Below are 26,500 nucleotides of genomic sequence, written 5' to 3'. Positions count from 1 at the left end.
TCGTCGAGTCGACGTGGCGGCAGGATTGCGGTGGAACGCGCACATATATGAAGGAGACTGTCGTGTCGGCGAACAGCTTCGACGCCCGCAGCACGCTGCGCGTGGGCGACGAGTCGTACGAGATCTTCAGGCTGGACAAGGTCGAGGGCTCTGCTCGCCTTCCCTACAGCCTCAAGGTCCTTCTGGAGAACCTGCTCCGCACCGAGGACGGCGCGAACATCACCGCCGATCACATCCGTGCGCTCGGCGGCTGGGACTCCCAGGCTCAGCCCGCGCAGGAGATCCAGTTCACGCCGGCCCGCGTGATCATGCAGGACTTCACCGGCGTGCCCTGCGTCGTGGACCTCGCCACGATGCGTGAGGCCGTGAAGGCCCTCGGCGGCGACCCGGCGAAGATCAACCCGCTGTCCCCGGCCGAGATGGTCATCGACCACTCCGTCATCGCCGACAAGTTCGGCACCTCGGACGCGTTCAAGCAGAACGTGGACCTGGAGTACGGCCGCAACAAGGAGCGCTACCAGTTCCTGCGCTGGGGCCAGACCGCGTTCGACGACTTCAAGGTCGTCCCGCCCGGCACCGGCATCGTCCACCAGGTCAACATCGAGAAGCTGGCCCGTACGGTCATGGTCCGTAACGGCCAGGCCTACCCCGACACCCTGGTCGGCACGGACTCGCACACCACGATGGTCAACGGCCTGGGCGTCCTTGGCTGGGGCGTCGGCGGCATCGAGGCCGAGGCCGCGATGCTCGGCCAGCCGGTCTCCATGCTGATCCCGCGCGTCGTCGGCTTCAAGCTGACCGGCGAGCTGCCGGCCGGCACCACCGCCACCGACCTCGTGCTCACGATCACCGAGATGCTGCGCAAGCACGGCGTCGTCGGCAAGTTCGTCGAGTTCTACGGCGAGGGCGTCGCCGCCACCTCGCTGGCGAACCGCGCCACCATCGGCAACATGTCGCCGGAGTTCGGCTCCACCGCCGCGATCTTCCCGATCGACGACGAGACGCTGAACTACCTGCGTCTGACCGGCCGTGACGCCCAGCAGGTCGCGCTCGTCGAGGCCTACGCCAAGGAGCAGGGCCTCTGGCTGGACCCGGCCGCCGAGCCCGACTTCTCCGAGAAGCTGGAGCTCGACCTCTCCACGGTCGTCCCGTCGATCGCCGGTCCGAAGCGTCCGCAGGACCGCATCGTCCTCGCGAACGCCGCCGAGCAGTTCAAGACGGACGTGCGCAACTACGTCTCGGACGACTCCGAGGCGGGCAAGGAGTCCTTCCCGGCCTCCGACGCCCCGGCCGTCTCCAACGGCACCCCGTCGAACCCGGTCACCGTGACCGCCCCCGACGGCACGACGTACGAGCTGGACCACGGTGCCGTCACCGTCGCCGCGATCACCTCCTGCACCAACACCTCGAACCCCTACGTGATGGTGGCCGCCGCCCTCGTCGCGAAGAAGGCCGTCGAGAAGGGCCTGACCCGCAAGCCGTGGGTCAAGACCACGCTCGCCCCGGGCTCGAAGGTCGTCACCGACTACTTCGACAAGTCGGGTCTCACCCCGTACCTCGACAAGGTCGGCTTCAACCTCGTCGGCTACGGCTGCACCACCTGCATCGGCAACTCGGGCCCGCTGCCCGACGAGGTCTCCAAGGCCGTCAACGACCACGACCTCGCCGTCACCTCGGTCCTCTCCGGCAACCGGAACTTCGAGGGCCGCATCAACCCCGACGTCAAGATGAACTACCTGGCGTCCCCGCCGCTGGTCGTCGCGTACGCCATCGCCGGTTCGATGAAGGTGAACATCACCAAGGACGCCCTGGGCACCGACCAGGACGGCAAGCCGGTCTTCCTCCAGGACATCTGGCCCTCCGAGGCCGAGGTGAACGACGTCGTCGCCAACGCCATCGGCGAGGACATGTTCTCCAAGTCCTACGAGGACGTCTTCGCGGGCGACGCCCAGTGGCAGGCCCTCTCGGTCCCCACCGGCAACACCTTCGAGTGGGACAGCGAGTCCACCTACGTCCGCAAGCCCCCGTACTTCGAGGGCATGCAGATGGAGCCGGCCCCGGTCCAGGACATCTCCGGCGCCCGCGTCCTCGCCAAGCTGGGCGACTCGGTCACCACCGACCACATCTCCCCGGCCGGTGCGATCAAGGCCGACACCCCGGCCGGCAAGTACCTGTCGGAGCACGGCGTCGAGCGTCGTGACTTCAACTCGTACGGCTCGCGTCGCGGCAACCACGAGATCATGATCCGTGGCACGTTCGCCAACATCCGCCTGCGCAACCAGATCGCGCCGGGCACCGAGGGCGGCTACACCCGCGACTTCACCCAGGCCGACGGGCCGGTGTCGTTCATCTACGACGCCTCGCAGAACTACCAGGCGCAGGGCACCCCGCTCGTCATCCTGGGCGGCAAGGAGTACGGCTCCGGCTCGTCCCGCGACTGGGCCGCCAAGGGCACCGCGCTCCTCGGCGTCAAGGCCGTCATCACCGAGTCGTACGAGCGCATCCACCGCTCGAACCTCATCGGCATGGGCGTCCTGCCGCTGCAGTTCCCGGAGGGCCAGTCGGCCGACACGCTGGGCCTGACCGGCGAGGAGACCTTCTCGATCTCCGGCGTCACCGAGCTCAACAACGGCACCACGCCGTCCACGGTGAAGGTCACGACCGACACCGGTGTCGAGTTCGACGCGGTCGTCCGCATCGACACCCCCGGTGAGGCGGACTACTACCGCAACGGCGGCATCCTGCAGTACGTGCTGCGCAGCCTGATCAGCGAGTAAGCAGGTCAGCAAGGCAGTCGAGGGCCGCATCCCGGTTTCGGGGTGCGGCCCTCCGCCTGTTCTCCTGTTGTCCTGTTTCCTTGTTCTACGAGGCGTCCGGGCCCTGCGCCCGTACGCGCCGCACCTGCTCAAGGGACTCGCTCAGCTCGCTCAGCCAGTCCTCCGCATTGCGCTGCACGAGCCGCACGCACCAGCCGAGGGCGTCACTGCGGCTCCGCGCCACGCCTCCGGCGACCAGCGTGTCGAGCACCTGTCGCTCGCGCTGCCGCAACCGGGTCATGACCGGCGCCGACACGTGCGTGAACAGGGCCTCCTCGGTGCCGCAGCGCACGCCCCACGACACTTTCTTGCCGTACCGGTGCTCGGCCTGCCGCGCGACGCCGATGCGCTCGTCGCGCGTACGCTCCCGGAACTCCTGGATACGGCCTTCGACGGCAGCCGCGCGCTCCGCGTCGGAGGCGTCCTTGGCGAGCCGCGGCTCGGGCACGGGACCGACGACGGTGATCTCCTCGCGGTCCACGGTGATGTCGACGGGTCCCTCGAAGAGCCCGTCGGGCAGACGGCCGGCGAACCAGCCGCGCAACTCCTCGTGCTGTTCGGCTGTAAGCATGTAATCAACGTGGCACCGCCGGGAGTTGCCGACAACCCCCGGTGCGCGTCGGCTTCGGCTGCCGCGCCGCGACTCGCTGTGGACGTATGGTGGAAGGCAGTTGGGCGACGGGGGTGAGCGGTGGAACTGGGCGCAATGGGGCTGAAGCTCGCGTCCTCGGTGGTGGTGCCGCTGCTGAAGCGGTTCGTGCTGCCTCCGGCGAAGGTGGCGGGCGCCGAGTTCCCCGGTGAAAAGCCTGTGCGCATAAGGGCGTTGCTGTCCTTCGTCGGCGATCATCCCGCTCTCAGCCGTGACGACATGTACCGGCTCTCACGGGAGCTGGTGCGGCGCGCGGTGCGGGCCATGCCGCCGAACGAGAGCCGACTGCCCGACGACGAGCACGAGGCGGTGGCCCAGGCCCTCAGCCGTACGCTCTTCGCCCTCGGTCAACTCGACATGAACGACGTCGAATTGGTGCTGCTCGGTCCCGACGAGCTGGCCGCCAGGCTCAACAAGGCGGCGCAGCGGGACATCCGGGGACTGCTCACCGCGGACGCGGCCCGCTTCCACGACGCGCTGCTGGTGACGGCCTGCGTGCACCTCGTGCGGTTCTTCACCGAGCGGCCCGGCTTCCAGGCCCGCGCGGAGCTGGAGAACTCCCGCCAACTGCGCGAACAGAAGGAGCTGTTGGAACGCTTGCTGCGGATCGTCTCCGGTGAGGACCATCATGCCGCCGACCTCCGCTTCGAGGAGGAGTACGCCCGCTACGTCGTCGAGCGGCACGGGCGCCTCACGATCTACGGCGTCGACCTCCGCGACCCCGCAGGCCCCGAATGGCCGCTGGACGAGGCGTACTTGAGCCCCACCGCCGTACCGCTCGCGGCCGCGGAGCAGGAGGAGCGCGACTACGAGTCCGTGCCCGAGGAGAGCGTCGAATCGGTGCTCGCCGGATGCGGAAAGGTCCTGCTGCACGGCCTCGCCGGCACCGGAAAGACGACGCTCGTGCAGTGGCTCGCCCTGACCACCGCACGCCAGGAGTCCGTCCCCGTCGCGCTGCCGCAGCTCATCGGACGCGTCCCGTTCGTGCTGCCGCTGCGGACACTGGCCCGCCAGGGCTCCGAGCTCCCGGTGCCCGAGGAGTTCCTGGACTGGATGCGCTGCGACCTGTCCGGCAGCGAACCCGACGGCTGGGCCGTCCGCGTCCTGCGCAACGGGCGCGCGGTACTCCTCGTCGACGGCCTGGACGAGATCCCCCGAGCCGACCGGAGGCGCGCACGCGACTGGCTGCGCCGTCTCGTGCGCCAATTCCCCGGCAACCTGTGGTTGTGCACCACCCGTCCCTCCGCCCTCGAACCGGGCTACCTGGACGCCGAGGGTTTCCACGAGCTGAGCCTCAACCCGCTCAGCCCCGAGGATCTGCGCCGCTTCATCGCGCGGTGGCACATCGCGGCGGACGCCCGCGAAGGACTCGCCGAGGAACTCGTCGAGTCCCTGCGCTCCAATCCCGAGCTGAGCCGCCTCGCCACCAACCCGCTGATGTGCTCGCTGATCTGCGCCCTGCACCGCGAACGCCGCGGTTTCCTGCCGAACGGACGGGCCTCGCTCTACCGGGCGGCCCTGTCCATGCTGCTGGAGCGGCGCGACGTCGAGCGCGATCTGTACGGGCGGGGCGACGACCGGCCGCGGCTCGACGAGGAGTCCGCGACCGAACCGCTGAAGCGGCTCGCGTACCGGCTGATCCGGAACGACGACATCCAGATGGAGCGCGGCGACGCGATCCACGAGCTGCGCAGGCTCCAGCCGCAGGTGCCGAGCCTGGAGCGGCTCGGCGGCCCGGAGCACGCGCTGGAGTATCTTCTGGAGCGCTCGGGGCTGCTCCGCGAGCCCGCACCCGGAGCGGTGGACTTCATTCATCGCACGTTTCAGGACTACCTGGGTGCCAAGGCTGTTCTTGAGGACCGTGACTTCGGCATGCTGGTGAAACACGCTCACATGGATCAGTGGGAGGACGTGGTGCAGATGGCCGTCGCGCAAGCCGACCACAACGGACGGGCCGATCTGCTCATGCGGCTCAGCGACCGCGGCAAGCGCGAGAAGGACGTGACCGTCCAGGCCAGGATCCGGCTCCTCGCCCTCGCCTCCCTCGAACAGGCCACGCGGCTCGAACCCGCCGTGCGCCAGACCATCGAGGCCGAGGCCGCCAGCATGCTCCCGCCGCGCAGCCTGCGCCAGGCCCGCGTCCTCGCCCGCACCGGACCCCTGCTGCTCGGCCTGCTCCCCAGGGCGGACGAACTCGAAGGGGACGCCGAGCTGGCGACCGCGCACGCCATCTGTCAGATCGGCGGCGACGCCGCCATCCCGCGCCTGCGCGAATTCCTCACCACCTCGCAGTCCACCGTGCGCGCCCAGCTCCTCGGCCACTGGGACCGCTTCGACACCGAGACGTACGCCCGCGAGATCATCGCGCCGCTCCTCGAAGCCGCGCCCGACGAACCGGTCACCGTCCGCTCGCAGGCCGAACTCGACGCCCTGGGGCGCCTCCCCGGCTGCCGTCGCGTCGGCATCCACGGCGACTTCGACCCCTCCGCCATCCGCGCCGCCCTCTCCTCCGAGCACCTCCGCGAGCTGCGGCTGCGCGGCGCGCTGCAGATCGACGACCTCACGCTGCTGCACGACTTCCAGCACCTGGAGAGCCTCACCCTGCAAGGCTGCCGCAACGTCAAGGACCCCGACCCGCTCACCGGGCTCCCCCTGCTGCGCAGCCTCACCCTGGAGAACGTCCCGCAGTTCGAGCCGCTGGAGCGGCTCGACCAGTGCGAGCACCTCGAAGCCCTGCACATCGGCGCGGGCGTCCCCTGGCGCGGCGTCGCCGGACTCCCCAGGCCCGGCCGGCTCACGACGCTCTCGCTGCCACCCGGCACCTCCGAACTCTCCGACATCACCCGCTGCGTCGCCCTGCGGGAGCTGCGGCTCCAGGACGCGAGCAGCCGCCTCCTGCCAGAGGACTGGGGCGGCCTGCTCGGCCGGCTGCCCGAACTGCGCACCCTGTGCCTGTCCGCCGAGCAGCTCAGCACCCTCCTGTTCAACCCCGCCAGCCAGATCCCCCAGCTGACCAAGCTCTTCGTCTACGCCCAGCCCGGCACCCCGCTCCAACTGCGGCGCATGTCACGGCGGTTGCAGGGCCTTGAGGAGCTGCACGTGACGCAGGGCGGCGACCTCGACCTCTCCCCGCTGAAGGGGATCGCGTCGCTGCGCCGGGTGCGGATCGCCTACCCCGGCGGCGCCGTCCAGGGCGTCGAGGAGCTGCCCACGGGCGCCGAGCTGGAGATTTACCCCCAACCGTGAGACCGCCGGGACCACAGCGCAGCGCTTCGCCCCATCTGGCAAGAGATACGCGTCACAGGTAAGTTCTAGGGTTCACATGGCAGTTGACGATCCCTAGGGAAGCAGGACAGCCGAAGATGGCGAGGCCCAAGGCGCCCTTTCTGTACGGGCGTGAACCCCTGGTGGGATCGCTCGTCCCCGCACTCACCGGGCTCGCGTTCCACGAACGTATGCGAGCGAAGCGGGAGTTCGGATCCGACGTGCCCGTCGTGCTGCTCACCGGCGAGCACGGCACCGGCCGCAGCGCACTCCTCGACGCCCTCGCCCGCGGCTACCGCGGCCGCCTCCCGCTCGCCCACGTGCGCGCCGTCGTACCGGGCTCGCCCGTCGCGTCCGGCATCGCCGAGGAGGTCCCCGAAGGCAGCGTGCCGCCCCAGACCGCCGCCTCCGCCGCCGAGATCCTCGAACGCCTGGTGGGCGCGCTCACCCCCACGTACGGGCTCTTCCGGACGCTGATGCCCGCCCTGTTCGCCGTGTCCGGCTGGCACCACGGACAGACCGACGAGCGCGACGCGGTCTGCCGCCGCCACGCCCGGATGCTGATCGCGAGCGGCCTCGCGCGCGGCACCGAACGCGAGGTCGCCCGCGACTGGGCCATGGGGGTCGAGACCTCCGTCAGCGAGGCCGCCGCCCGCAACGGCGACCCCGACGACCCCGACGGCACACAGCCCGTCACCGCCGCCCTGCTGCGCCAGCTCGCCGAGCGGATGCCGCTCGCCGCGTCGCGCGCCTGGTTCCGCCGGCGCCACACCACCCCCGACGGCACCATCGCCGAGGAGGACCCGCTGTGGCTGCTGTCCCGCCGCTTCCACCGCGGCGGCGACTACCGGCACGCGGCCGAACAGGCCCTGACCGCCGCCTTCCTGGAGGAGCTGGCCCACACCCACGGACTGGTGCGCCGCCTCAACCGCGAGCCCTGGCCGCTGATCCTCCTCGACGAGGCGCACACCCCCGCAGGCGCCCGCTTCCTCGAACTCCTCCTGGAACAGCGGGCCCTGGGGACGCGCAAGTACGACGACCGGACCGTCGTCGTCGCCACCCGCCTCGGCGACCTGCCCCACGAGGACGCGCCGTACGCCGTACGCCGGGAACTCGTCGACCTTCTGCCGCCCGGCGGGACCAGACGGACCGGACACGCCGCCACCCTGTGGAAGCGGACCGGACACGAACCGTCCGAAGGCCTCCTCGTCCTCCCGCTCACCCCGCTGACCAGGGACGACATCCTCTCCATGCTCGACCGCGCGTCCTCGCGCCTGCTCCACCCCCACCTCGCGTCCGCGCTGCACGCGCTCACCGGCGGCCACCCCTCGGCCAGCACCGTCCTCGCCGACGCCGCCGTCGAGACCGCCCGGCAGAACCGCACCGTCGTCCCCCGCGACCTGCTCGACCTGCGCGTCGAGGGCGGCCGACCCGTCACCGAGGTGCTGCTGCGGGATCTGCTGCCCGACCGCAGACAGCGCGACCGCCTCGTCAAACTCTGCCTCGCCAGGGACGCCAAGGCCGCCGAGGCGCTCGCCCAGGACCTCGGCCTCGTCGGCCCCGAGCAACTGCCCGCCACGGCCGCCGCCCAGTACCTCGTCGAGCGGGAGTGGCAGGACCTCCCCGACGCCGACCAGCCCCTCGTCACCAGCGGGCTGCTGCGCACGCTCCTGGTCCACGAGGCGCGGCGCACCATGCCGCCCGGCGACGAGCCGCACAGCTGGCGCTCCGTCCACGCCTTCCTCCACCTCCACCACGTCCAGCGCGCCGAGACCGAGGAGGCCGACGCCCTGCGCCACAACCTCGCCGCCGGGAACCCGCAGCAGGTCGTCGCGATGCTCGCCGACGAGTTCGACGCCGAGGAGGCCGAGCAGAGCGTCGAGCACTGGCTGCTGTGCCTCAAGCGCTGCGCCAGCGCGCCCGTGCCGCCCACCGACGACACCTGGCGCGACGAGCGCGTCGAGATAGCCGACGGCGAGCACGCCGCCCGCTACGCCCGCCTCGACCCCTCGGGCCGCAGCATCAACCGGCTGCTGCACGCCCTGTGGTACCTCTCCGAGCCGTACGCCGACGCCGCCCTCGACCCGGACGCCGACCGGATGTGCCGGGCCGTGGGGGAGGAGCTGGGCTTCCTCGCGCGCCGCCATCCCACCTGGTACGCGGCGCTCGGGCAGGCCGCCCGCGACTGGCCGACGGCCGCCCGCAAGGGGCAGGAACTGCCCGTCCCCGCGACGACCACCTCCGTGGAGGGCTGATGTTCGGCAGCAGGATCAGGGAGTGGGGACCGCTGGACTGGTGCATCGCGCTGGTCGTCGTGCTCGCGCTCGTCGCGGGCGGCGTCTGGGGCGGCAGGGAACTCCTGCGGAAGTGCGACGGCGGACTGCGCGAGGTCGCGGGCGAGTGCGTCGGCGTCACCCGGGACACCTTCGACGCGGACCCCGGCATAAAGACGCTGCTCCAGGCCGTCGCCGACGAGAACTCCCGCGTGGCCAAGGAGGGCGGCAAAACGCCCTACGTGCGGATCGCCCTGATGATGCCGTTCACCTCCGACGACTCCAGCGCCATGACCCCGGACATGATCCGCCGGGCGCTCACCGGCACGCTCGCGGGACTCCAGGAGGCCAACGCGGGACAGGGCGGGCCGCAGTTCCAGCTGCTGTTCGCGCCCGACGGCCGCGACCTCGGCCAGTGGGAGCCCGTCGTCGAGGAGCTGGCGAAGCGGCAGGGCGACACGAACGCGCCGCTCGTCGGCGTCACCGGCATCCCCAGCAGCCAGACCGAGACCAAGCACGCCCTCGCCGAACTGAGCCGCCACCAGATCCCGACGGTCGGCCCGGTGATAACCGCGTCGTCGATGAACTACCCGTACTTCTTCAAGACCTCGCCCAACAACAAGGAGTTCGCGAAGGCGCTCGCCGGCTACCTCAAGCGCTACCCGCAGAAGAAGAACGGGCTGCTCCTGTGGGACCGGCGCAAGGGCGACGTCTACTCCGACGACCTGCGCGACGCGCTCCTGACCCGCTTCGGCAAGGAGTACGGCTTCAAGGCGCACAACTCCAGTTTCACCGGCTCCTCGGGCAACGACCAGGGCGTCCCGCAGCTCTTCACCGACGCCGTCAACAAGATCTGCCGCGACAAGTCCGACACCGTCTTCTTCGCGGGCCGCGACCAGGACCTCCCGGCGTTCATCAACGCCCTCGCCGACGACAGCAGCTGCGACCGCAGGACACACGTCCGGATCCTGAAGATCGGCATCGGCCTCGAACCGACGCTCACCACGCCCCAGACGGAGCGCGACCTGCGCACCGCCAACGCCACGATCGTCGACTCCTCGTCCTTCGACCCGGCGTGGGAGAAGCAGGGGGCGAGCGCGCGCCCCGCGGGCTTCGACGACTTCCTCGACCGTTTCGACACCCTGAAGGGCCAGCACGCACTCGGTGACAAGCCCCTGGACGACGGGTACGCGGCCTCGTACTACGACGGCCTGCGGCTGCTCGCCCAGGCGACGGGCCGCTCCTTCAGCGAGATCAACGCGGCCGGTACCACCGAGCGCCTGCCGACGGCGAAGGACGTCTACAACAGCCTGTCGCAGTCCACCAGCGGCGGCGCGACGTGCAGCGGCTGCCTCCAGGGCGCCACGGGCACGTACGGCTTCTCGGGGCTCGAGAGCAACGACCAGTGGGCGGCGTGCAAGCCGGTGCCGGTCGTCGAGTTCCCCTCGCGGGGGCGTGCCGTGCCGCTCTACCGGACGTACCAGGACGACGCGAACTGCCCCGGCTGAGCCCCGGCCGGCGCGGGTGAGGCCCCCCGCGCCGACCGGGACGCGTCACGACAGCAGCTCCACCTCCGCCACCGTCGCCGCCCCGCCGGTGAACACCAGCCGGTAGTGCTTGTGCGCCGCCGGGGAGGGCACGGAGAACGCCCGGGTCTGCTTGTCCCAGGCGAAGGACTCGCCGGACCGGGAGTCGACGGTCTTCCAGTCCTCGCCGTCGTCCGAGGCCTCCAGACGCCAGCCCTTCGGGGCCTTCGCCTTGTCCTCCGACGTCAGCGTGTACTGGACCGCCTTCGCGCCGTCCGTACCGACCGGCAGCTCCACCGACTCCGAACTCGCCGACGTGGCGGACGAGTTGTCGAACAGCGGACCAGAGCCCTTGATCGCGTCGGTACGCGGCGACGGCACCTTGTCGTCGTCCGTGATCGACGTCGGCGCCGCGTCCGCACCCGTGCCCCACTTCGACGGCTTGTCGCCCATCGCGAACTCGATGGTGCCGCCCTTGGCGATGGCCGAGTGCGGCAGCGAGGTCTTCGTCCACGTACGGCCGTTGACCTTCACGCCCTGCACGTAGATGTTCTTCGCGCTGTTCTTCGGCGCCTTGACGACGAGGTCCTTGCCCCCGTCCAGGTGCAGCGTCATCTTCGTGAACTGCGGGGATCCGATGGCGTACTCGCCGCTGCCCATGACCAGCGGATAGAAGCCGAGCGCCGAGAACAGGTACCAGGCCGACTGTTCGCCGTTGTCCTCGTCGCCGTGGTAGCCCTGGCCGATCCCGCTGCCCGTGTAGAGCCGCGACATGACCTCGCGCACCTTCTCCTGCGTCTTCCACGGCTGACCGGCCGCGTCGTACATGTACGTGACGTGGTGCGCGACCTGGTTCGAGTGGCCGTACATGCCCATCCGTACGTCACGCGCCTCGGTCATCTCGTGGATGACACCGCCGTACGAGCCTGCGACATCCGCGGAGCCGGTCTCCGGCGTGTCGAAGTACGTGTCGAGCTTCTTGGCGAGTCCGCTGCGGCCGCCGTACAGATTGGCGAGGCCGCGACTGTCCTGGACGGCGGTGAAGGCGTAGCCCCAGGCGTTGGTCTCCGTGTAGTCGTAGCCCCAGATCGCCGGGTCGAAGTCGGACGACTTCACCCGCCAGTTGCCGTCCTTGTCCTTGCCCTGGAAGAAGCCGGTACCGGCCGCCTTGTCGTCGAACATGTTGACGTAGTCGCGGGCGCGGTTGCGGAAGTACTCCGACTCCTCCTTGTAGTGCTTCTCGCCGGTCTTCTTGTAGAGCTTCTGGCCCATCTCCGCGATGCCGAAGTCGTTGAGATAGCCCTCCATCGCCCACGACATGCCCTCGTGCGTGTCCGAGGACGTGTAGCCGAGGAACGGGGAGGTGGTCATGCCCTTGCGGCCGACACCGGCGGACGGCGGCACCACGGTCGCGTTCTTCACGGCCGCCTTGTACGCCGACTCCACGTCGAAGCCGTCGACGCCCTTCACGTAGGCGTCCGCGAACGCCACGTCGGAGGAGGTGCCGGTCATCAGGTCCGCGTAGCCGGGGGAGGACCAGCGGGAGGTCCAGCCGCCGTCCCGGTACTGCTGCACGAACCCGTCGACCAGCTCACCGGCCTTCTTCTTCGTCAGCAGCGAGTACGCGGGCCACGTCGTGCGATACGTGTCCCAGAAGCCGTTGTTCACATACGGCTTGCCTTCGACGATCTTCGCCCCCGTGTGGGTCGGGGTGTCGGGGTTCGGCATGGGGGAGAAGGGCGAGGCGTACTTGTACGTCGCCTTGCCGCCCTGCGAACGGACCTTCTCGAACGCCGAGTTCGGGTACAGGTACAGCCGGTACAGCGAGGAGTACAGCGTGGTCCGCTGGTCGTCCGTCGCGCCCTCGACCTCCACCTTCTTCATCAGCGTGTCCCACTGGGCGCGCGCCGCGTCCCGTACGGCACCGAAGGACCGCTTCGCCGGGAGCTCCTGCGCGAGGTTGTCCTTCGCCTGGTCGACGCTGATCAGCGACGTCGCGAGGCGCAGCGTGACCGTGCGGTCCTTGCCCGCGTCGAACGTGAAGTGCCCCTTCACGCCCGAGGCGGCGGAGTCCGTCACCGGCTTGTCGAAGACGCCGTAGACGAAAAGGCGTGTCGCGCCCGCCGACAGACCGGACTTCACGTCGGAGTAGCCCGTGACGGTCCCGCTCTCCTTGTCGAGCGTGAGCCCGCCCTGGTCGGAGACGTTGTCGAAGACGACGCTCGCGTCGTCGTCCGGGTAGCTGAAGCGCAGCGCCGCCGCGTGGTCGGTCGGCGTCATCTCCGCCTTCACGCCGTTCTGGAACGTCACGCCGTAGTACGAGGGCGTCGCCGTCTCGTCGTCGTGCTTGAACGGCAGCGCGCGCCCGGAACGCGAGGTGTCGAGCGCGTCGCCCTTCTTCGCCGACGGCATCACCTGGAACGTCTGCCGGTCACCCATCCACGGGCTCGGCTCGTGGCTCGCCGCGAACGCCTCCATGGTCGGCAGGTTGTCCGCGTTGTTGTCGCGCGCGTAGTCGTACAGCCAGCTCAGCGAGCCCGCGTTGGTCACCGGCGTCCAGAAGTTGAAGCCGTGCGGTACGGCCGTCGCCGGGAAGGTGTTGCCGCGCGAGAAGCCCCCGGTGGAGTTCGTGCCGCGGGTCGTCGACGCGTAGTCGCTCAGGTGCGCCTTCGGCTTGACCGGTTGGGCCTTGGCGATGCTGATGTCGTCGAGCCAGCCGCGGAACTTCGCCGGACCCTTGGGGGAGTCGTACGCGACGAGGACCCGGTCGACCGTCTTGCCGGCGGCCACGGACCCGATGCCCGACGTCACGGCGTTCCACTGGTTCACGTACAGCCGCTTGGCCGCGCCCTGCCCCTGCGGGGTGAGCGCGCCGCCGTAGGAGTCGACCGCCTTGAGGTCGCTCAGGTACGTGCCGTCGGTGAAGGCGAGGTCGACGGAGACGTTCGTGGCGTCGTAGTCGCGGTCACCGTCCGCCATCGACGGGAAGACCTTGTACGCCAGCTCGGTGTCCTTGGCCACCGCCACGTTCACGTCGAAGACCTTGTTGTACGAGTACGCGCGCCCGTCGCCCTTGTGGGTACCGGCGTAGCGCAGCGCGCGCGTCCCGGTGAAGCCGACGCCCGCCTTGGCGGTCGGCGAGGCGGTGGGGCCGCGGTCGACCAGCGAGAGCATGTCCTCGGGGGCCGGGGCGGAGTCCCCGCCCGTCGAGAGCTGGAGGTCGGCGAGCTGCGTCGCGTCGCTCGCGCCGTTGTTCTTGGTGAACTCGACGCGGAAGTGGGCGTACTCCGCCGGGTTCTCGATGTCGTACGACTTCAGCTGGTGCCGCTTGTCGAACGTCTCGCCGGAGCGGGTGTCGAGCGTCTTCCAGTCCTTGCCGTCCGTCGAACCCTTCAGGGTCCAGTCCTTGGGGTCGCGCTCGTCGTGGTCGTTGGCCGACGTGAGCGCGTACTTCGATATCTTGACCGGCTCGTCGAGGTCGTACTCGACCCAGGCGGTCGGCGTGAACGCCAGCCACTTGGTCGTCGCCTCGCCGTCGACGAGGTTCTCCTTGGTCTCGCCGCCGCCCGTGTTCTCGTCGCTGGCGCGGACGTCGGTGACATGGCCGTTCACATTGCCGGGCATGCCGCTGCTGTACGCGCCGTCGACGCCGCTCGCCCGCTTCTCCCCGCCCGGGGCGGTCTCCACGGTGTTCAGCCAGTCGGGCGCGGGCTGCCCGGCCTCGAAGGAGGAGCGGAACTCCGGCTTCCCTCCGGCGGCCTGGGCGGCCGGGGCGGGACCGAGCCCCTGTCCCGCCGCCGCGAGCACGAGCGCGGCCGCGCCGAGCGCCGCCGTGCCGCCGAGTCTGTGCCTGGACCTGAGGTGTCTGTATCTGCCTCGCATAAAGGGCGTACCCTCCGGCTACTGGACAACGTTGTCAGTTGCTGAGCAAGGTCCAGTAGGGGTGCAAGTGCGCAGCGGTGTCAAGGGTGTTGGAGCGAGTGTGCGTGTCGGCGGGTGCGGGCGAGCAGCGCGCCCGCCGCGGTGACCAGCGCGAGCGCCCCGAAGCCGTACGTGAGGGTGGCCGTCGACGCGACGGCGGCGACCAGCAGCGGGCCGCCCGCGTCGCCGAGTTCCCGGCCGAGTTCGGCGGCGCCCATGGTCTGCCCGAGGCGCTCCTTCGGCGTCGCGGACGCCAGCGCGGCGAAGCCGAGCGGGGTGATCAGGCCGGTGCCGAGGCCGATGAGGGCGGCGGCGAGGAGGATGCCGGTGAGGCCGGGCAGCATCGCGCAGGCGAGCCCCGCGGCGGTGGCGGCCAGCCCGGCGGCCAGGCCCGTACGCGTACCGAGGCGCCCGTCGTCCAGGGCCCGCCCGGCCCGCGGCTGGACCACCGCGGCGCAGGCCGCGAGCAGGGAGACGGCGGCGCCGGTGGCGACCGTGCCGAGCCCCGCCACGCGGCCGGAGACCGGCAGGAAGCCGACCCCGACGGAGAGCGCGGCGGTCGCGGCGGCGAGCGCGGCCGTCGGGCCGAGGAACACCGGATCCACGAGGCGCCGGGCCAGGTCGAGGACCGTCTGCCGGGCCTTGGGCAGCGGCGGCACGGCGGGCACGACGAGCGCGGCCCACAGGGCGACGGCGGCGCCGAGCACCGCGAGCACGAAGAACAGCAGACGCAGACCGCCGGCCCACACCAGCACGCCGCCCAGCAGCGGGCCGAGTGTGTAGCCGACGGACTTGTGGAAGCCGTAGGAGCCAAAGGCCCTGCCGTGCTTGGCCGTTGGGTTGAGCCGGGCGACCAGCGCGGACGCCGAGGGGGAGAACGCGGAGGCGGCGGCGCCCTGGCCGAGCCGGGCCGCCCACAGCAGCGCGGGGCTGTCGGCGATCGCGTACAGGGCGGAGGCCGCGGCGAACGCGGCGAGGCCGCCGAGGAGCACGGGGCGGGCGCCGATCCGGTCGGCGAGTGTCCCGAAGAGCGGCTTGAGCACGACCTCGGCGCCGTCGTAGAGGGCGAGCAGGCCGCCGAGGACGAGCAGTGAGGTGACCGCGTCGTCCGTGTCGCCGCCGAGGGTGGCGGCGATTCCGTGGGCGCCGAAGGCGGTGGTGAAACCGGCCGCGTACAACGGCCACATCCGGCGGGTCGTGGACACGTTCCGGAATGTAGCAGGCGTCGCTTCCCGCCTCATGGTTCAGCGAAATCCGGGACCTTGAGAACCGTTCCTCCTACACCCTTTGCACGCAAGGAAGTTGAAAGATCGTCTTCGTCGGTCGTGCGACGTATTTCCGGGAGGTCTCAACTCGGAAAAGACCGATACCCAAACCTGCATTCGATCTTGCCCCCCTCACAGGAAGTGGACTATACCTGTCGCCACCGCCCCGACCCGTCGTGAGTTCCGGGCGGGCATCACCCAGCTCCACCTGTGTTACGCAGCACATCACCGCGGTGCCGGGGAGGATCCGGTTCACCGCCTGAGTCCTGGAGAAGGCGAGGACTTGAGCATGGGATCCACTTCCGAGCAGAACACGCAGAGCACCAACGGTGGCGTCGGCCGCCGCGATCTGATGAAGCGCTCCGCGGCGCTCGGCCTGCTGTCCGTACCGGCCATGGGCATGCTCTCCGCGTGCGCCAGCGGCAGCGACGACAGCGGCAGCAAGGACAAGGGCGGCAAGAAGTCCGCCAAGAACCCGCTGGGCGTGAACGAGAGCGCCGCCGTCTCCGTGGTCATCTTCGACGGTGGGTTCGGTACTCAGTACGCCAAGGACGCCACCAAGATGTACGAGAAGGCGCACCCGAAGGCGAAGGTCAACTTCCACTCGACGCAGAAGATCCAGTCCGAGCTGCAGCCGAAATTCAACGGCGGCACCCCGCCGGACCTGATCGACAACTCCGGCGCCGAGCAGATGGACATGGGTGTTCTCTTCTCGAAGAAGCAGCTCGCGGATCTCACGCCGCTCCTCGACGCCCCGTCCGTCGACGACCCGAACAAGAAGTTCCGCGACACGCTGCGCCCCGGTGTCGTCGAAATGGGCCAGTTCGAGGGCTCGCAGTGCGTCGTGATGTACATGGCCTACACCGTGTACGGCGTCTGGTACTCCAAGAAGGCGCTCGACGGCCTCGACGCGGAGTACCCGCAGACCTGGGACGACATGCTCGCCGTCTGCGAGAAGGCGAAGAAGAAGGGCATGGCGGGCTGGACGTACGCGGGCAAGTACCCGTACTACCTGCCGTTCTCGCTCTACCCGTTCATCGCCAAGATCGGTGGCCGCGAGGTCCTCGACAAGATCGACAACCTGGAGCCGAACGCCTGGAAGGACCCGGCCGTCAAGGCCGCCTTCGAGGCGTACTACGAGCTCTACAAGAAGGGCTACATCCTCAAGGGCACGCCAGGCATCGACCACATCCAGTCCCAGACCGCCTGGGCCAAGGGCAAGGCGCTGTTCCTCCCGAACGGCTCCTGGGTCGAGAACGAGTCGGCGAGCGTCATCCCCAAGGACTTCGAGCTGACCGTCAGCGCCCCCTCCGGCCTCGACAAGAGCGACAAGATGCCGTTCGGCACCATCTGGGCGGCCGGCTCCGAGCCGTACATCGTCCCGGCGCAGGCGAAGAACACGCAGGGCGGCATGGAGCAGCTGCGCATCATGCTCAGCGAGGCGTCCTCGAAGAACACCACGAAGCTCGTGAAGTCGCTGACGGCTTACAACGGCGGCACGGAGGGCATCAAGCTGACGTCGGGCACGGAGTCGGCCAACGCGGCCCTCGAGCTGGCCAAGGACAACGTGGTCAACCCCCGTATGCAGGACTGGTACGCGAAGCTCCAGAAGGAACAGATCGGTGTCGCCTGTCTGGGCGAGATGATGGCAGGCCGCATGACCCCGGCCGAGGCCATCAAGAAGATCCAGGCCTTCGCGGACGCGACGGCCAAGGATCAGTCCATCAAGCACTACAAGCACCAGTAGCAGCAGGGCACATGAGCAACTGTCACCAGCGGCGGCGCCCGCCTACCGATCGGGGTCGTTAACCATGCAACACGGCAAGTACCGCTTCATTGTGGGGTTCTTGGTGGCCCCCTTGGTGCTGTACGCGGTCTTCGTCATCTGGCCGTTCATCCAGGCGATCTACTACTCGTTCACCGACTGGACCGGACTGAGCCCGGATTTCAAGATGGTGGGCTTCGCGAACTACAAGAGGATGTTCGAGGACGACGTCTTCTGGAAGGCGTTGCAACACAGCGTCATGTTCGTGGTGTTGCTGCCGCTGGTGACGCTCGGCCTCGCACTGTTCTTCGCCTTCATGATCAATGTGGGCGGGCGGCACCGGAAGGGCGCCACCATCGCGGGAGTGCGGGGTTCGGGCTTCTACAAGATCGCGTACTTCTTCCCGCAGGTGCTTTCGATCGCGATCGTCGCGATCCTCTTCCGGTTCGCGTACAGCCCCAATGACGGGGCGATCAACGGGGCGCTGCGGGCGATCGGCCTGGACTCGCTCGCGCAGGACTGGCTGGGCGACCCGAACGTCGCCCTGTGGTCCATCATGGCCGTCCTGGTGTGGAGCACCGTCGGGTTCTTCGTGGTCCTCTTCTCGGCGGGCATGGCGTCCATTCCGAAGGACTTCTACGAGGCGGCGCTGCTCGACGGGGCCGGCCGGGCCACCACCTTCTTCAGGATCACCGTGCCCCTGCTGTGGGACACCATCCAGTCCGGCTGGATCTACATGGGCATCCTGGCCCTCGGCGCCGAGGCCTTCGCCTCGGTCCAGATCATGTCCGTGGGGCCGGGCGGCCCCGCCTACTCGACGACCGTCCTTCCCCTGTACGTCTGGCAATCGGCGTTCCGTGACGCGAACGCCGCCTACGCAACGACGATCGGTGTCGCCCTGCTCGTCCTCACGCTGCTGTTCGCGGCCGTCGTGATGCGCCTCGGTCGACGCGAGCGGCTGGAGTACTGACCATGAAGACCACCGACACCCCGCCGTCCGAGGTGCCCGCCCAGCGCGGCAGCGGCGGCGACCCGGTCACCAAGACCGAGCCCTCCCGCAAGGGCAAGGAGAAGAGCAGCGAGGGCGGCGTCCTCAACGTCTTCTCGCACGGCATGCTCGTCCTCTGGGCCTTCATGGTCGTCATGCCGCTGCTGTGGGCGGTGATGACGTCCTTCAAGACCGACGGCGACATCTTCGGCTCGCCCTGGTCGCTGCCGGACAAGCTGCATTTCGAGAACTGGTCGCGCGCGTGGTCCGACGCGCACATGAGCGAGTACTTCCTCAACACCATCATCGTGGTGGGTCTCTCGCTCGCCGGCACGCTCGTGTTCGGCTCGATGGTCGCGTACGTGCTGGCCCGCTTCGAGTTCCCGGGCCGCCGCTTCATCTACTTCCTGTTCATCGGCGGCATGAGCTTCCCGATCATGCTGGCCCTGGTGCCGCTGTTCTTCGTCATGAAGAACATGGCCCTGCTGAACACGATCCACGGCCTGGTGCTCGCCTACATCGCGTACTCGCTGCCGTTCACGGTGTTCTTCCTCACCTCGTTCTTCCGGACGCTGCCCACCTCGATCGCGGAGGCGGCGTTCGTCGACGGGGCCTCGCACACCCGGACGTTCTTCCAGATCATGCTGCCGATGGCCAAGCCCGGCCTGATCAGCGTCGGCATCTTCAACTTCCTCGGGCAGTGGAACCAGTACATGATCCCGACGGTCCTCAACACGGAGGCCGACAAGCGCGTCCTCGCCCAGGGCCTCGTCGAGCTCGCCACGAGCCAGGGATACAAGGGCGACTGGTCCGGACTCTTCGCGGGCCTGGTGATGGCGATGCTGCCGGTGCTGGCGGCGTACATCATCTTCCAGCGACAGGTCGTTCAGGGGTTGACCGCGGGGGCGCTGAAGTAGCGCTCTGCTTTCTGGTGCGACGAACCATCCGGCCCCGGGGCAAATCCCTCCGGGGCCGGACTTCTGCGCGTTTCCTCGGCAAGGTATTTCCGTCAAGGGCTTGACGGCGGAGACACCTTCAGCGGAGCTTGGAGTTCATAACTTGTACAAGGTCCGGTCACACTGGGTGACGCGGACCAAAGATGAGGTGGAGAGAGTCAATGGAGACTCCGGGGTCGCAGTCCTCGCTGCACCGGGCCAATCTCGAGCGGGTCGTACGTGCCGTGCGGCTTGCCGGTTCGCTCACGCAGGCGGAGATCGCGAGGACGACGGGCCTGTCGGCCGCGACGGTCTCCAACATCGTCAGGGAGCTCAAGGACGGCGGGACGGTCGAGGTCACGCCCACATCGGCCGGCGGCCGCCGGGCCCGCAGCGTCTCCCTCAGCGGCGACGCCGGGATCGTGATCGGCGTCGACTTCGGCCACACCCACCTGCGCGTGGCCGTAGGCAACCTCGCCCACCAGGTGCTCGCGGAGGAGTCCGAGCCGCTCGACGTGGACGCCTCCGCCGCGCAGGGCTTCGACCGGGCCGAGGAGCTGGTGGAGCGCCTCATCGAGGCCACGGGCGTGGACCGCTCGAAGGTCGCGGGCGTCGGGCTCGGCGTGCCAGGACCGATCGACGTGGAGAGCGGCACGCTGGGCTCCACGTCGATCCTGCCGGGCTGGGCCGGCACCAAGCCCGCCGAGGAGCTGGCGCGGCGCCTGGGCGTCCCGGTGCACGTCGACAACGACGCGAACCTCGGCGCGCTCGGCGAGCTGGTGTGGGGCAGCGGCCGCGGTGTGAAGGACCTCGCGTACATCAAGGTCGCCAGCGGTGTCGGCGCAGGGCTCGTGATCAGCGGAAAGATCTACCGCGGCCCCGGCGGCACGGCGGGCGAGATCGGGCACATCACGCTCGACGAGTCGGGGCCCGTGTGCCGCTGCGGCAACCGCGGCTGCCTGGAGACCTTCACCGCCGCCCGGTACGTCTTGCCCCTGCTCCAGTCCAGCCACGGGACCGACCTCACGATGGAGGGCGTCGTGCGGCTCGCGCGCGACGGGGACCCCGGCTGCCGCCGCGTCGTCGCGGACGTGGGGCGGCACATCGGCTCCGGCGTCGCGAACCTGTGCAATCTGCTGAACCCCAGCCGGGTGGTGCTCGGCGGCGATCTGGCGGAGGCCGGAGAGCTGGTCCTGGGGCCCATCAGGGAGTCCGTGGGGCGCTACGCGATCCCCAGCGCCGGGCGCCAACTCTCGGTCCTCCCAGGGGCGTTGGGCGGCCGCGCCGAGGTGCTCGGGGCACTGGCCCTCGCGCTGAGCGAGATGGGCGATTCGATGCTTTTGGACGGGTCCGGTGCGGGCTCTGTGCCCGCAGCCACACCTGCCTTCACTTAGAAAACGCATGACACCGTTGCCAACCCGTTAAGGATTTACTCCTTGACGCTGCGGTTGCGGCCGAGTTGACTTCCAGCCACCTCGGCCGCAACGACGCGGCCTCGTCAGGGAGGTTTCTGAAGTGAACACGCGTATGCGTCGTGCCGCCGTTGCCATCTGTGCCAGTGCCATGGCCGTGTCTCTCGCCGCCTGTGGCAGCGCCAAGGAGTCCAAGGACGAGGGCGACAAGACCGCCGGCAAGAAGACCGACGCGCTGAAGATAGGTCTGCTCCTTCCGGAGAACCAGACGGCGCGTTACGAGAAGTTCGACAAGCCCATCATCGAGCAGCAGGTCAAGAAGCTGACGAACGGCAAGGGCAAGGTCCAGTACCTCAACGCCAAGCAGGACGCGTCCGTCCAGTCGCAGCAGATCGACACCATGATCACCAACAAGGTGGACGTGCTGATCCTCGACTCGGTCGACGCCAAGGCCGTCGCCGGCGGTGTGAAGAAGGCCAAGGACGCCGGCATCCCCGTCGTCGCCTACGACCGCCTGGCCGAGGGTCCGATCTCCGCCTACACCTCGTTCGACAACGAGGAGGTCGGCAAGACGCAGGGCAAGGCGCTGCTGAAGGCCCTGGGCGACAAGGCCAAGCCGAGCAACCAGATCGTCATGATGAACGGCTCGGCCACCGACCCGAACGCCGGTGACTTCAAGAAGGGCGCCCACTCCGTCCTCGACGGCAAGGTGAAGGTCGCCAAGGAGTACGACACCAAGGAGTGGAAGCCGGAGAACGCCAACGCCAGCATGGAGGCCGCGATCTCCGCGCTCGGCAAGGACAAGATCGTGGGCGTCTACTCCGCCAACGACGGCCTGGCCGGCGGCATCATCACCGCGCTCAAGGGCGCGGGCGTCTCCAAGCTTCCCCCGGTCACCGGCCAGGACGCCGAGCTCGCCGGCGTGCAGCGCATCGTGACCGGCGACCAGTACATGTCGGTCTTCAAGTCGTACCCGCAGGAGGCCGAGACCGTCGCCAAGATGGCCGTCTCGATCGCCAAGGACGGCAAGCTCGACAGCTCGCTGCAGACCACCAAGGTCGACAGCGGCAGTGCGAAGGACATCCCCTCCGTGATCGTCCCGGTGGTCTCGCTGACCCAGGACAACATCAAGGACACGGTCATCAAGGAGGGTTACTACACGGTCAACGACATCTGCACGGCCAAGTACAAGAAGGCCTGCGACAAGATCGGCCTGAAGTAACCCGCACATGGGCGCAAGTCGCCCTCTGATGCACGTCCGGCGCCCCGCCGCCAACAGCCCCGCAGCTCAACGGCCGGGCGCCGGACGGAACACCCAACACCCCCCTCATTCTTCTGAGTTCAACCTCCCGCCGGGTCAGGCCTTGGCGGTGAAGGAGATGGTTCACGTGTCCGCTACGCCCGTGCTGGCGTTGCGCGGGGTCTCCAAGCGATTCGGTGCCGTGCAGGCGCTCACCGACGTAGAGCTTGAAGTCCACGCCGGTGAGGTGGTCGCCCTGGTCGGCGACAACGGTGCCGGAAAGTCCACCCTGGTCAAGACGATCGCCGGCGTGCACCCCATCGATGACGGTGTCATCGAGTGGCACGGCAAGGCCGTCGCCGTCAACCGGCCGCACGATGCCCAGGACCTGGGGATCGCGACCGTTTATCAAGACCTCTCGCTGTGCGACAACATCGATGTCGTCGGCAACCTGTTCCTGGGGCGCGAGATCAAGAAGCGCGGCATCCTCGACGAGGTCGAGATGGAGCGCCGCGCCCAGGAACTGCTCGACACGCTGTCGATCCGGATACCCAGCGTCCGGATCCCGGTCGCCTCGCTCTCCGGCGGTCAGCGCCAGGTCGTGGCGATCGCCCGCTCCATGCTCGGCGAGCCCAAGCTGGTGATCCTCGACGAGCCGACCGCCGCCCTCGGCGTCGAGCAGACCGCTCAGGTCCTCGACCTCGTCGAGCGGCTGCGCGAGCGCGGCCACGCGGTCATCCTCATCAGCCACAACATGGCCGATGTGAAGGCCGTCGCCGACAAGGTCGGCGTGCTCCGGCTCGGCCGCAACAACGGCGTGTTCGACGTCAAGAGCACGTCTCAGGAAGAGATCATCTCCGCCATCACCGGCGCCACGGACAACGCCGTGACCCGACGTGCGGCGCGCGCGAACGGGGAGGCTCAGAAGTGAGCATCGACAAGACCAAAGCCCCCGTGGACGAACCCGGTGTCGCCGCCGGAGCCGCAGTGACCGCCGTGGACCCCCGCCTCCTCGTGCGCGAGCAGGGCTTCGCGGGCTACATCAGCGAGTTCAAGCGCAAGGTCAAGGGCGGTGACCTGGGCGCCATCCCGGTCGTCATCGGCCTGATCGTCATCGGCGCGATCTTCCAGAGCATGAACTCGGCGTTCCTGGGCGCGGAGAACCTCAGCAACATCTTCGTCGCGATGGTCGCCACCGGCATGATGTCGGTCGGCATCATCTTCGTGCTGATGCTCGGCGAGATCGACCTGTCGGTGGGATCCGTCTCCGGTGTCTCCTCGGCGATCACCGCGGTGCTGAGCGTCACGCACGGCATGAACGAATGGCTCGCCGTCCTCGCGTCGCTCGCCGCGGGCGCGGTCATCGGAGCCCTGCACGGCTTCTTCTTCGCACGGCTCGGCGCCCCGGCGTTCGCCGTCACCCTGGCGGGCCTGCTGTTCTGGAACGGCTTCATGCTCCAGATCCTGGGCTCCAACGGCACCATCAACCTCGACGGCGACGGCGTGGTCGGCAAGCTCACCACGTACTACTTCTCGGACGTCGCCGCCGCCTACGGCCTCGCCGTGATCGCGGTCCTCGGCTACTTCGTGCCGACCTTCCTCGGCAACCGGCGCCGCGAGGCCGCGGGGATCCCGTCCCGGCCGCTCAGCGACATCGTGCTGCGCACGGTGCTGCTCGCGATCGCCGTCTTCGGCGTCGCGGTCATCTTCAACCAGTACAAGGGCCTGCCGCTCGCGGTACTGCTCTTCGGCATCGTCCTCGTCGGCACCGACTTCATGCTGCGCCGCACTTCGTACGGCCGAAAGATCAACGCGCTCGGCGGCAGCGTCGAGGCCTCCCGGCGTGCCGGCATCAACGTCACGGCGATCCGGATCTCGGTCTTCTCCCTCGCGGGCCTGTTCGCGGCGGTCGGCGGCCTCTTCTGGGCCTCCAAGATCGCGGCGGCCAACCAGGGCGCCGGTGCCGGTGACCTTCTGATGAACGTCATCGCCGCGGCCGTCATCGGCGGCACCAGCCTCTTCGGCGGCCGGGGCCGCACCTGGAACGCGCTGCTCGGTGTGCTGGTGATCACGTCGATCCAGTACGGCCTCCAGCTCCAGGGCATCGCCACTCCGATCCAGTACATGATCACCGGCGCTGTGCTCCTCGCCACGGTCGTCATCGACTCGATCACCCGTAAGACCCAGAAGACCGCCGGCCGCGCCTGACGGCTCCCGGCCCTTCTGGCCTCGACTGACTGTGCCCGGCGTCAAGGGCGACGCCGGGCACAGTCATGCGCGCGCCGCGGGGTACTGGTTCCGTTTCGTGACGAGGGCGTGACGAGGAACGCACGGCCCGCACGCCGTCGCGACCGGCGGAACATTAGAATCGACAGGCCCAGCAAGCTCGACAGCTCAACCAGCTACTCACAGCTCTATCGCAAGGAGGCACGGGTGCCGTTGCTGACCCGCATCACGGGACCGCGCGATCTGGACCGGCTCAGCCTGGAGCAGCTGGACCAGCTGGCAGGCGAGATCCGGACCTTTCTCGTCGACGCGGTCTCCAAGACCGGCGGCCACCTCGGCCCGAACCTCGGCGTGGTCGAACTGACGATCGCCCTGCACCGTGTCTTCGAGTCCCCGCAGGACAAGGTCCTGTGGGACACCGGCCACCAGTCCTACGTGCACAAGCTGCTCACCGGCCGCCAGGACTTCGCCAAGCTGAAGCAGAAGGGCGGCCTGTCCGGCTACCCCTCGCAGGCCGAGTCCGAGCACGACGTGATCGAGAACTCGCACGCCTCCACCGTCCTCGGCTGGGCCGACGGCCTCGCGAAGGCGAATGAGATCCAGGACCGCGGCGACCACGTCGTGGCGGTCATCGGCGACGGCGCCCTCACCGGCGGCATGGCCTGGGAGGCGCTGAACAACATCGCCGCCGCCAAGGACCGCCCCCTCGTCATCGTGGTGAACGACAACGAGCGCTCCTACGCGCCCACCATCGGCGGCCTCGCCAACCACCTCGCGACCCTGCGCACCACGGACGGCTACGAGCGCTTCCTGGCCCGCGGCAAGGACCTCCTGGAGCGCACTCCGGTCGTCGGCCGCCCCCTCTACGAGACGCTGCACGGCGCCAAGAAGGGCCTCAAGGACTTCATCGCCCCGCAGGGCATGTTCGAGGACCTCGGCCTGAAGTACGTCGGCCCGATCGACGGCCACGACATCGAGGCCCTGGAGTCCGCGCTCAACCGCGCCAAGCGCTTCGGCGGCCCCGTCATCGTGCACTGCCTCACGGAGAAGGGCCGCGGCTACACGCCCGCCCTCCAGGACGAGGCCGACCGCTTCCACGGCATCGGCCCCATCCACCCCGACACCGGCCTGCCGATCAAGGCCTCGGGCGCCGACTGGACCTCCGTCTTCGGCGACGAGATGGTCGAGCTCGGCCGCGAGCGCGAGGACATCGTGGCGATCACCGCCGCGATGCTGCAGCCGGTCGGCCTGAAGAAGTTCGCCGAGGAGTTCCCCGAGCGGGTCTACGACGTCGGCATCGCCGAGCAGCACGCGGCGACGAGCGCGGCGGGCCTCGCCCAGGGCGGCCTCCACCCGGTCTTCGCGGTGTACGCGACGTTCCTCAACCGCGCCTTCGACCAGGTCCTGATGGACGTGGCGCTGCACAAGTGCGGCGTGACGTTCGTGCTCGACCGGGCCGGCATCACCGGCACCGACGGCGCCTCGCACAACGGCATGTGGGACATGTCCCTCCTCCAGGTCGTCCCCGGCTGCCGCATCGCGGCCCCGCGCGACGCCGACCAGGTCCGCGCCCAGCTGCGCGAGGCGGTCCAGGTCAAGGACGCCCCCACCGTCGTCCGCTACTCCAAGGGCGCGGTCGGCCCGGCCGTCGAGGCGGTCGGCAGGATCGGCGGCATGGACGTGCTGCGCAAGGCCTCCTCGGAGCGTCCCGACGTCCTCCTGGTCTCGGTCGGCGCCCTCGCCCCGATGTGCCTGGAGATCGCCGACCTCCTCGACAAGCAGGGCATCACGACGACCGTCGTCGACCCCCGCTGGGTCAAGCCGGTCGACGAGGCGATGGCCCCGCTGGCCGAGCGCCACCGCGTCGTCGTCACCGTCGAGGACAACTCCCGCGTGGGCGGCGTCGGCTCGTCCATCGCCCAGGCCCTGCGCGACGCGGGCGTCGACGTCCCGCTGCGCGACTTCGGCATCCCGCCGCGCTTCCTCGACCACGCCTCCCGCAAGGAGATCATGGCCGAGATCGGCCTCACGGCGCCGGACATCGCCCGCCAGGTGACGGGTCTGGTGTCGAAGCTGGACGGCCGTTACGAGGAGGCCCCCGCGAAGACGGTGGAGCCCGCGCGCGACTGACACGCGCCCCGAAATCGGCGACCGGGGCCGGTCGATCCCCCATTAGGGGGCTCGACCGGCCCCATTCGCATGAATACGGTTGACTCGCCC

15 protein-coding genes are annotated in these 26,500 nt (G+C 69.3%); 12 read left to right on the top strand and 3 right to left on the bottom strand.

What is annotated here, in order from left to right:
- The first annotated feature begins 62 nt into the window (after window positions 1–62).
- Window positions 63–2,777 (top strand): aconitate hydratase AcnA, encoded by a 2,715-nt coding sequence (gene acnA, locus ACY34M_RS12040; RefSeq protein WP_462718418.1) that lies wholly within the window; start codon window positions 63–65, stop codon window positions 2,775–2,777.
- Window positions 2,778–2,862: 85 nt separating this feature from the next.
- Here acnA and ACY34M_RS12035 read toward each other — a convergent pair whose 3' ends face one another.
- A complete protein-coding gene (locus ACY34M_RS12035) occupies window positions 2,863–3,387 on the bottom strand; it encodes a hypothetical protein (RefSeq protein ID WP_462718417.1) in 525 nt (174 codons plus the stop codon).
- Between the two features lie 120 nt (window positions 3,388–3,507).
- Here ACY34M_RS12035 and ACY34M_RS12030 point away from each other — a divergent pair, with 120 nt between their 5' ends.
- The 3 genes from ACY34M_RS12030 to ACY34M_RS12020 all read left to right on the top strand — a co-directional run bounded on the left by ACY34M_RS12030 (window position 3,508) and on the right by ACY34M_RS12020 (window position 10,510).
- Complete coding sequence (locus ACY34M_RS12030; RefSeq protein WP_462718416.1) at window positions 3,508–6,711, top strand: NACHT domain-containing protein; 3,204 nt, start codon at window positions 3,508–3,510, stop codon at window positions 6,709–6,711.
- A gap of 116 nt (window positions 6,712–6,827) precedes the next feature.
- On the top strand, window positions 6,828–8,984 hold the full coding sequence (locus ACY34M_RS12025; protein ID WP_462718415.1) for an ATP-binding protein: 2,157 nt from the start codon (window positions 6,828–6,830) through the stop codon (window positions 8,982–8,984).
- A complete protein-coding gene (locus ACY34M_RS12020) occupies window positions 8,984–10,510 on the top strand; it encodes an ABC transporter substrate-binding protein (protein ID WP_462718414.1) in 1,527 nt (508 codons plus the stop codon). Before ACY34M_RS12025 ends, ACY34M_RS12020 begins: the two co-directional genes overlap by 1 nt.
- Before the next feature lie 45 nt (window positions 10,511–10,555).
- Here the strand turns inward: ACY34M_RS12020 and ACY34M_RS12015 are convergent, their stop codons facing one another.
- Both ACY34M_RS12015 and ACY34M_RS12010 read right to left on the bottom strand, forming a co-directional pair.
- Complete coding sequence (locus tag ACY34M_RS12015) at window positions 10,556–14,410, bottom strand: GH92 family glycosyl hydrolase (protein WP_462718413.1); 3,855 nt, start codon at window positions 14,408–14,410, stop codon at window positions 10,556–10,558.
- Between the two features lie 80 nt (window positions 14,411–14,490).
- On the bottom strand, window positions 14,491–15,636 hold the full coding sequence (locus ACY34M_RS12010) for an MFS transporter (protein ID WP_462718571.1): 1,146 nt from the start codon (window positions 15,634–15,636) through the stop codon (window positions 14,491–14,493).
- A gap of 367 nt (window positions 15,637–16,003) precedes the next feature.
- On the opposite strand from ACY34M_RS12010, the gene ngcE reads away from it, so the two are divergent.
- The 8 genes from ngcE (at window position 16,004) to dxs (ending at window position 26,410) form a co-directional block, all read left to right on the top strand.
- Complete coding sequence (gene ngcE, locus ACY34M_RS12005) at window positions 16,004–17,461, top strand: N-acetylglucosamine/diacetylchitobiose ABC transporter substrate-binding protein (RefSeq protein ID WP_462718412.1); 1,458 nt, start codon at window positions 16,004–16,006, stop codon at window positions 17,459–17,461.
- A 64-nt stretch (window positions 17,462–17,525) separates the two neighbouring features.
- On the top strand, window positions 17,526–18,449 hold the full coding sequence (locus ACY34M_RS12000) for a carbohydrate ABC transporter permease (protein WP_462718411.1): 924 nt from the start codon (window positions 17,526–17,528) through the stop codon (window positions 18,447–18,449).
- A gap of 2 nt (window positions 18,450–18,451) precedes the next feature.
- Window positions 18,452–19,384, top strand: coding sequence for a carbohydrate ABC transporter permease (locus ACY34M_RS11995; RefSeq protein ID WP_462718410.1), 933 nt, complete (start codon window positions 18,452–18,454; stop codon window positions 19,382–19,384).
- A gap of 200 nt (window positions 19,385–19,584) precedes the next feature.
- Window positions 19,585–20,796: an ROK family transcriptional regulator gene (locus tag ACY34M_RS11990; RefSeq protein WP_462718409.1), complete on the top strand. Its 1,212-nt coding sequence runs from the start codon at window positions 19,585–19,587 to the stop codon at window positions 20,794–20,796.
- A gap of 121 nt (window positions 20,797–20,917) precedes the next feature.
- Window positions 20,918–22,036, top strand: coding sequence for an ABC transporter substrate-binding protein (locus ACY34M_RS11985; protein WP_462718408.1), 1,119 nt, complete (start codon window positions 20,918–20,920; stop codon window positions 22,034–22,036).
- A gap of 157 nt (window positions 22,037–22,193) precedes the next feature.
- Window positions 22,194–22,985 carry an ATP-binding cassette domain-containing protein gene (locus ACY34M_RS11980; RefSeq protein ID WP_462718407.1) on the top strand — a complete coding sequence of 264 codons (792 nt, stop codon included), beginning with the start codon at window positions 22,194–22,196 and terminating at the stop codon, window positions 22,983–22,985.
- Window positions 22,982–24,262, top strand: a complete 1,281-nt coding sequence (locus ACY34M_RS11975) for a sugar ABC transporter permease (RefSeq protein WP_462718406.1) — start codon at window positions 22,982–22,984, stop codon at window positions 24,260–24,262. The genes ACY34M_RS11980 and ACY34M_RS11975 overlap by 4 nt, the downstream gene beginning before the upstream one ends.
- A gap of 225 nt (window positions 24,263–24,487) precedes the next feature.
- Window positions 24,488–26,410, top strand: a complete 1,923-nt coding sequence (gene dxs, locus ACY34M_RS11970) for a 1-deoxy-D-xylulose-5-phosphate synthase (protein ID WP_462718405.1) — start codon at window positions 24,488–24,490, stop codon at window positions 26,408–26,410.
- The last annotated feature ends 90 nt before the right edge of the window (window positions 26,411–26,500 follow it).

This window comes from Streptomyces sp. EDA2-14 (assembly GCF_054963755.1).
Note: the sequence above shows the minus strand (reverse complement) of the source record. Positions and strands in the feature narration are given on the sequence as shown.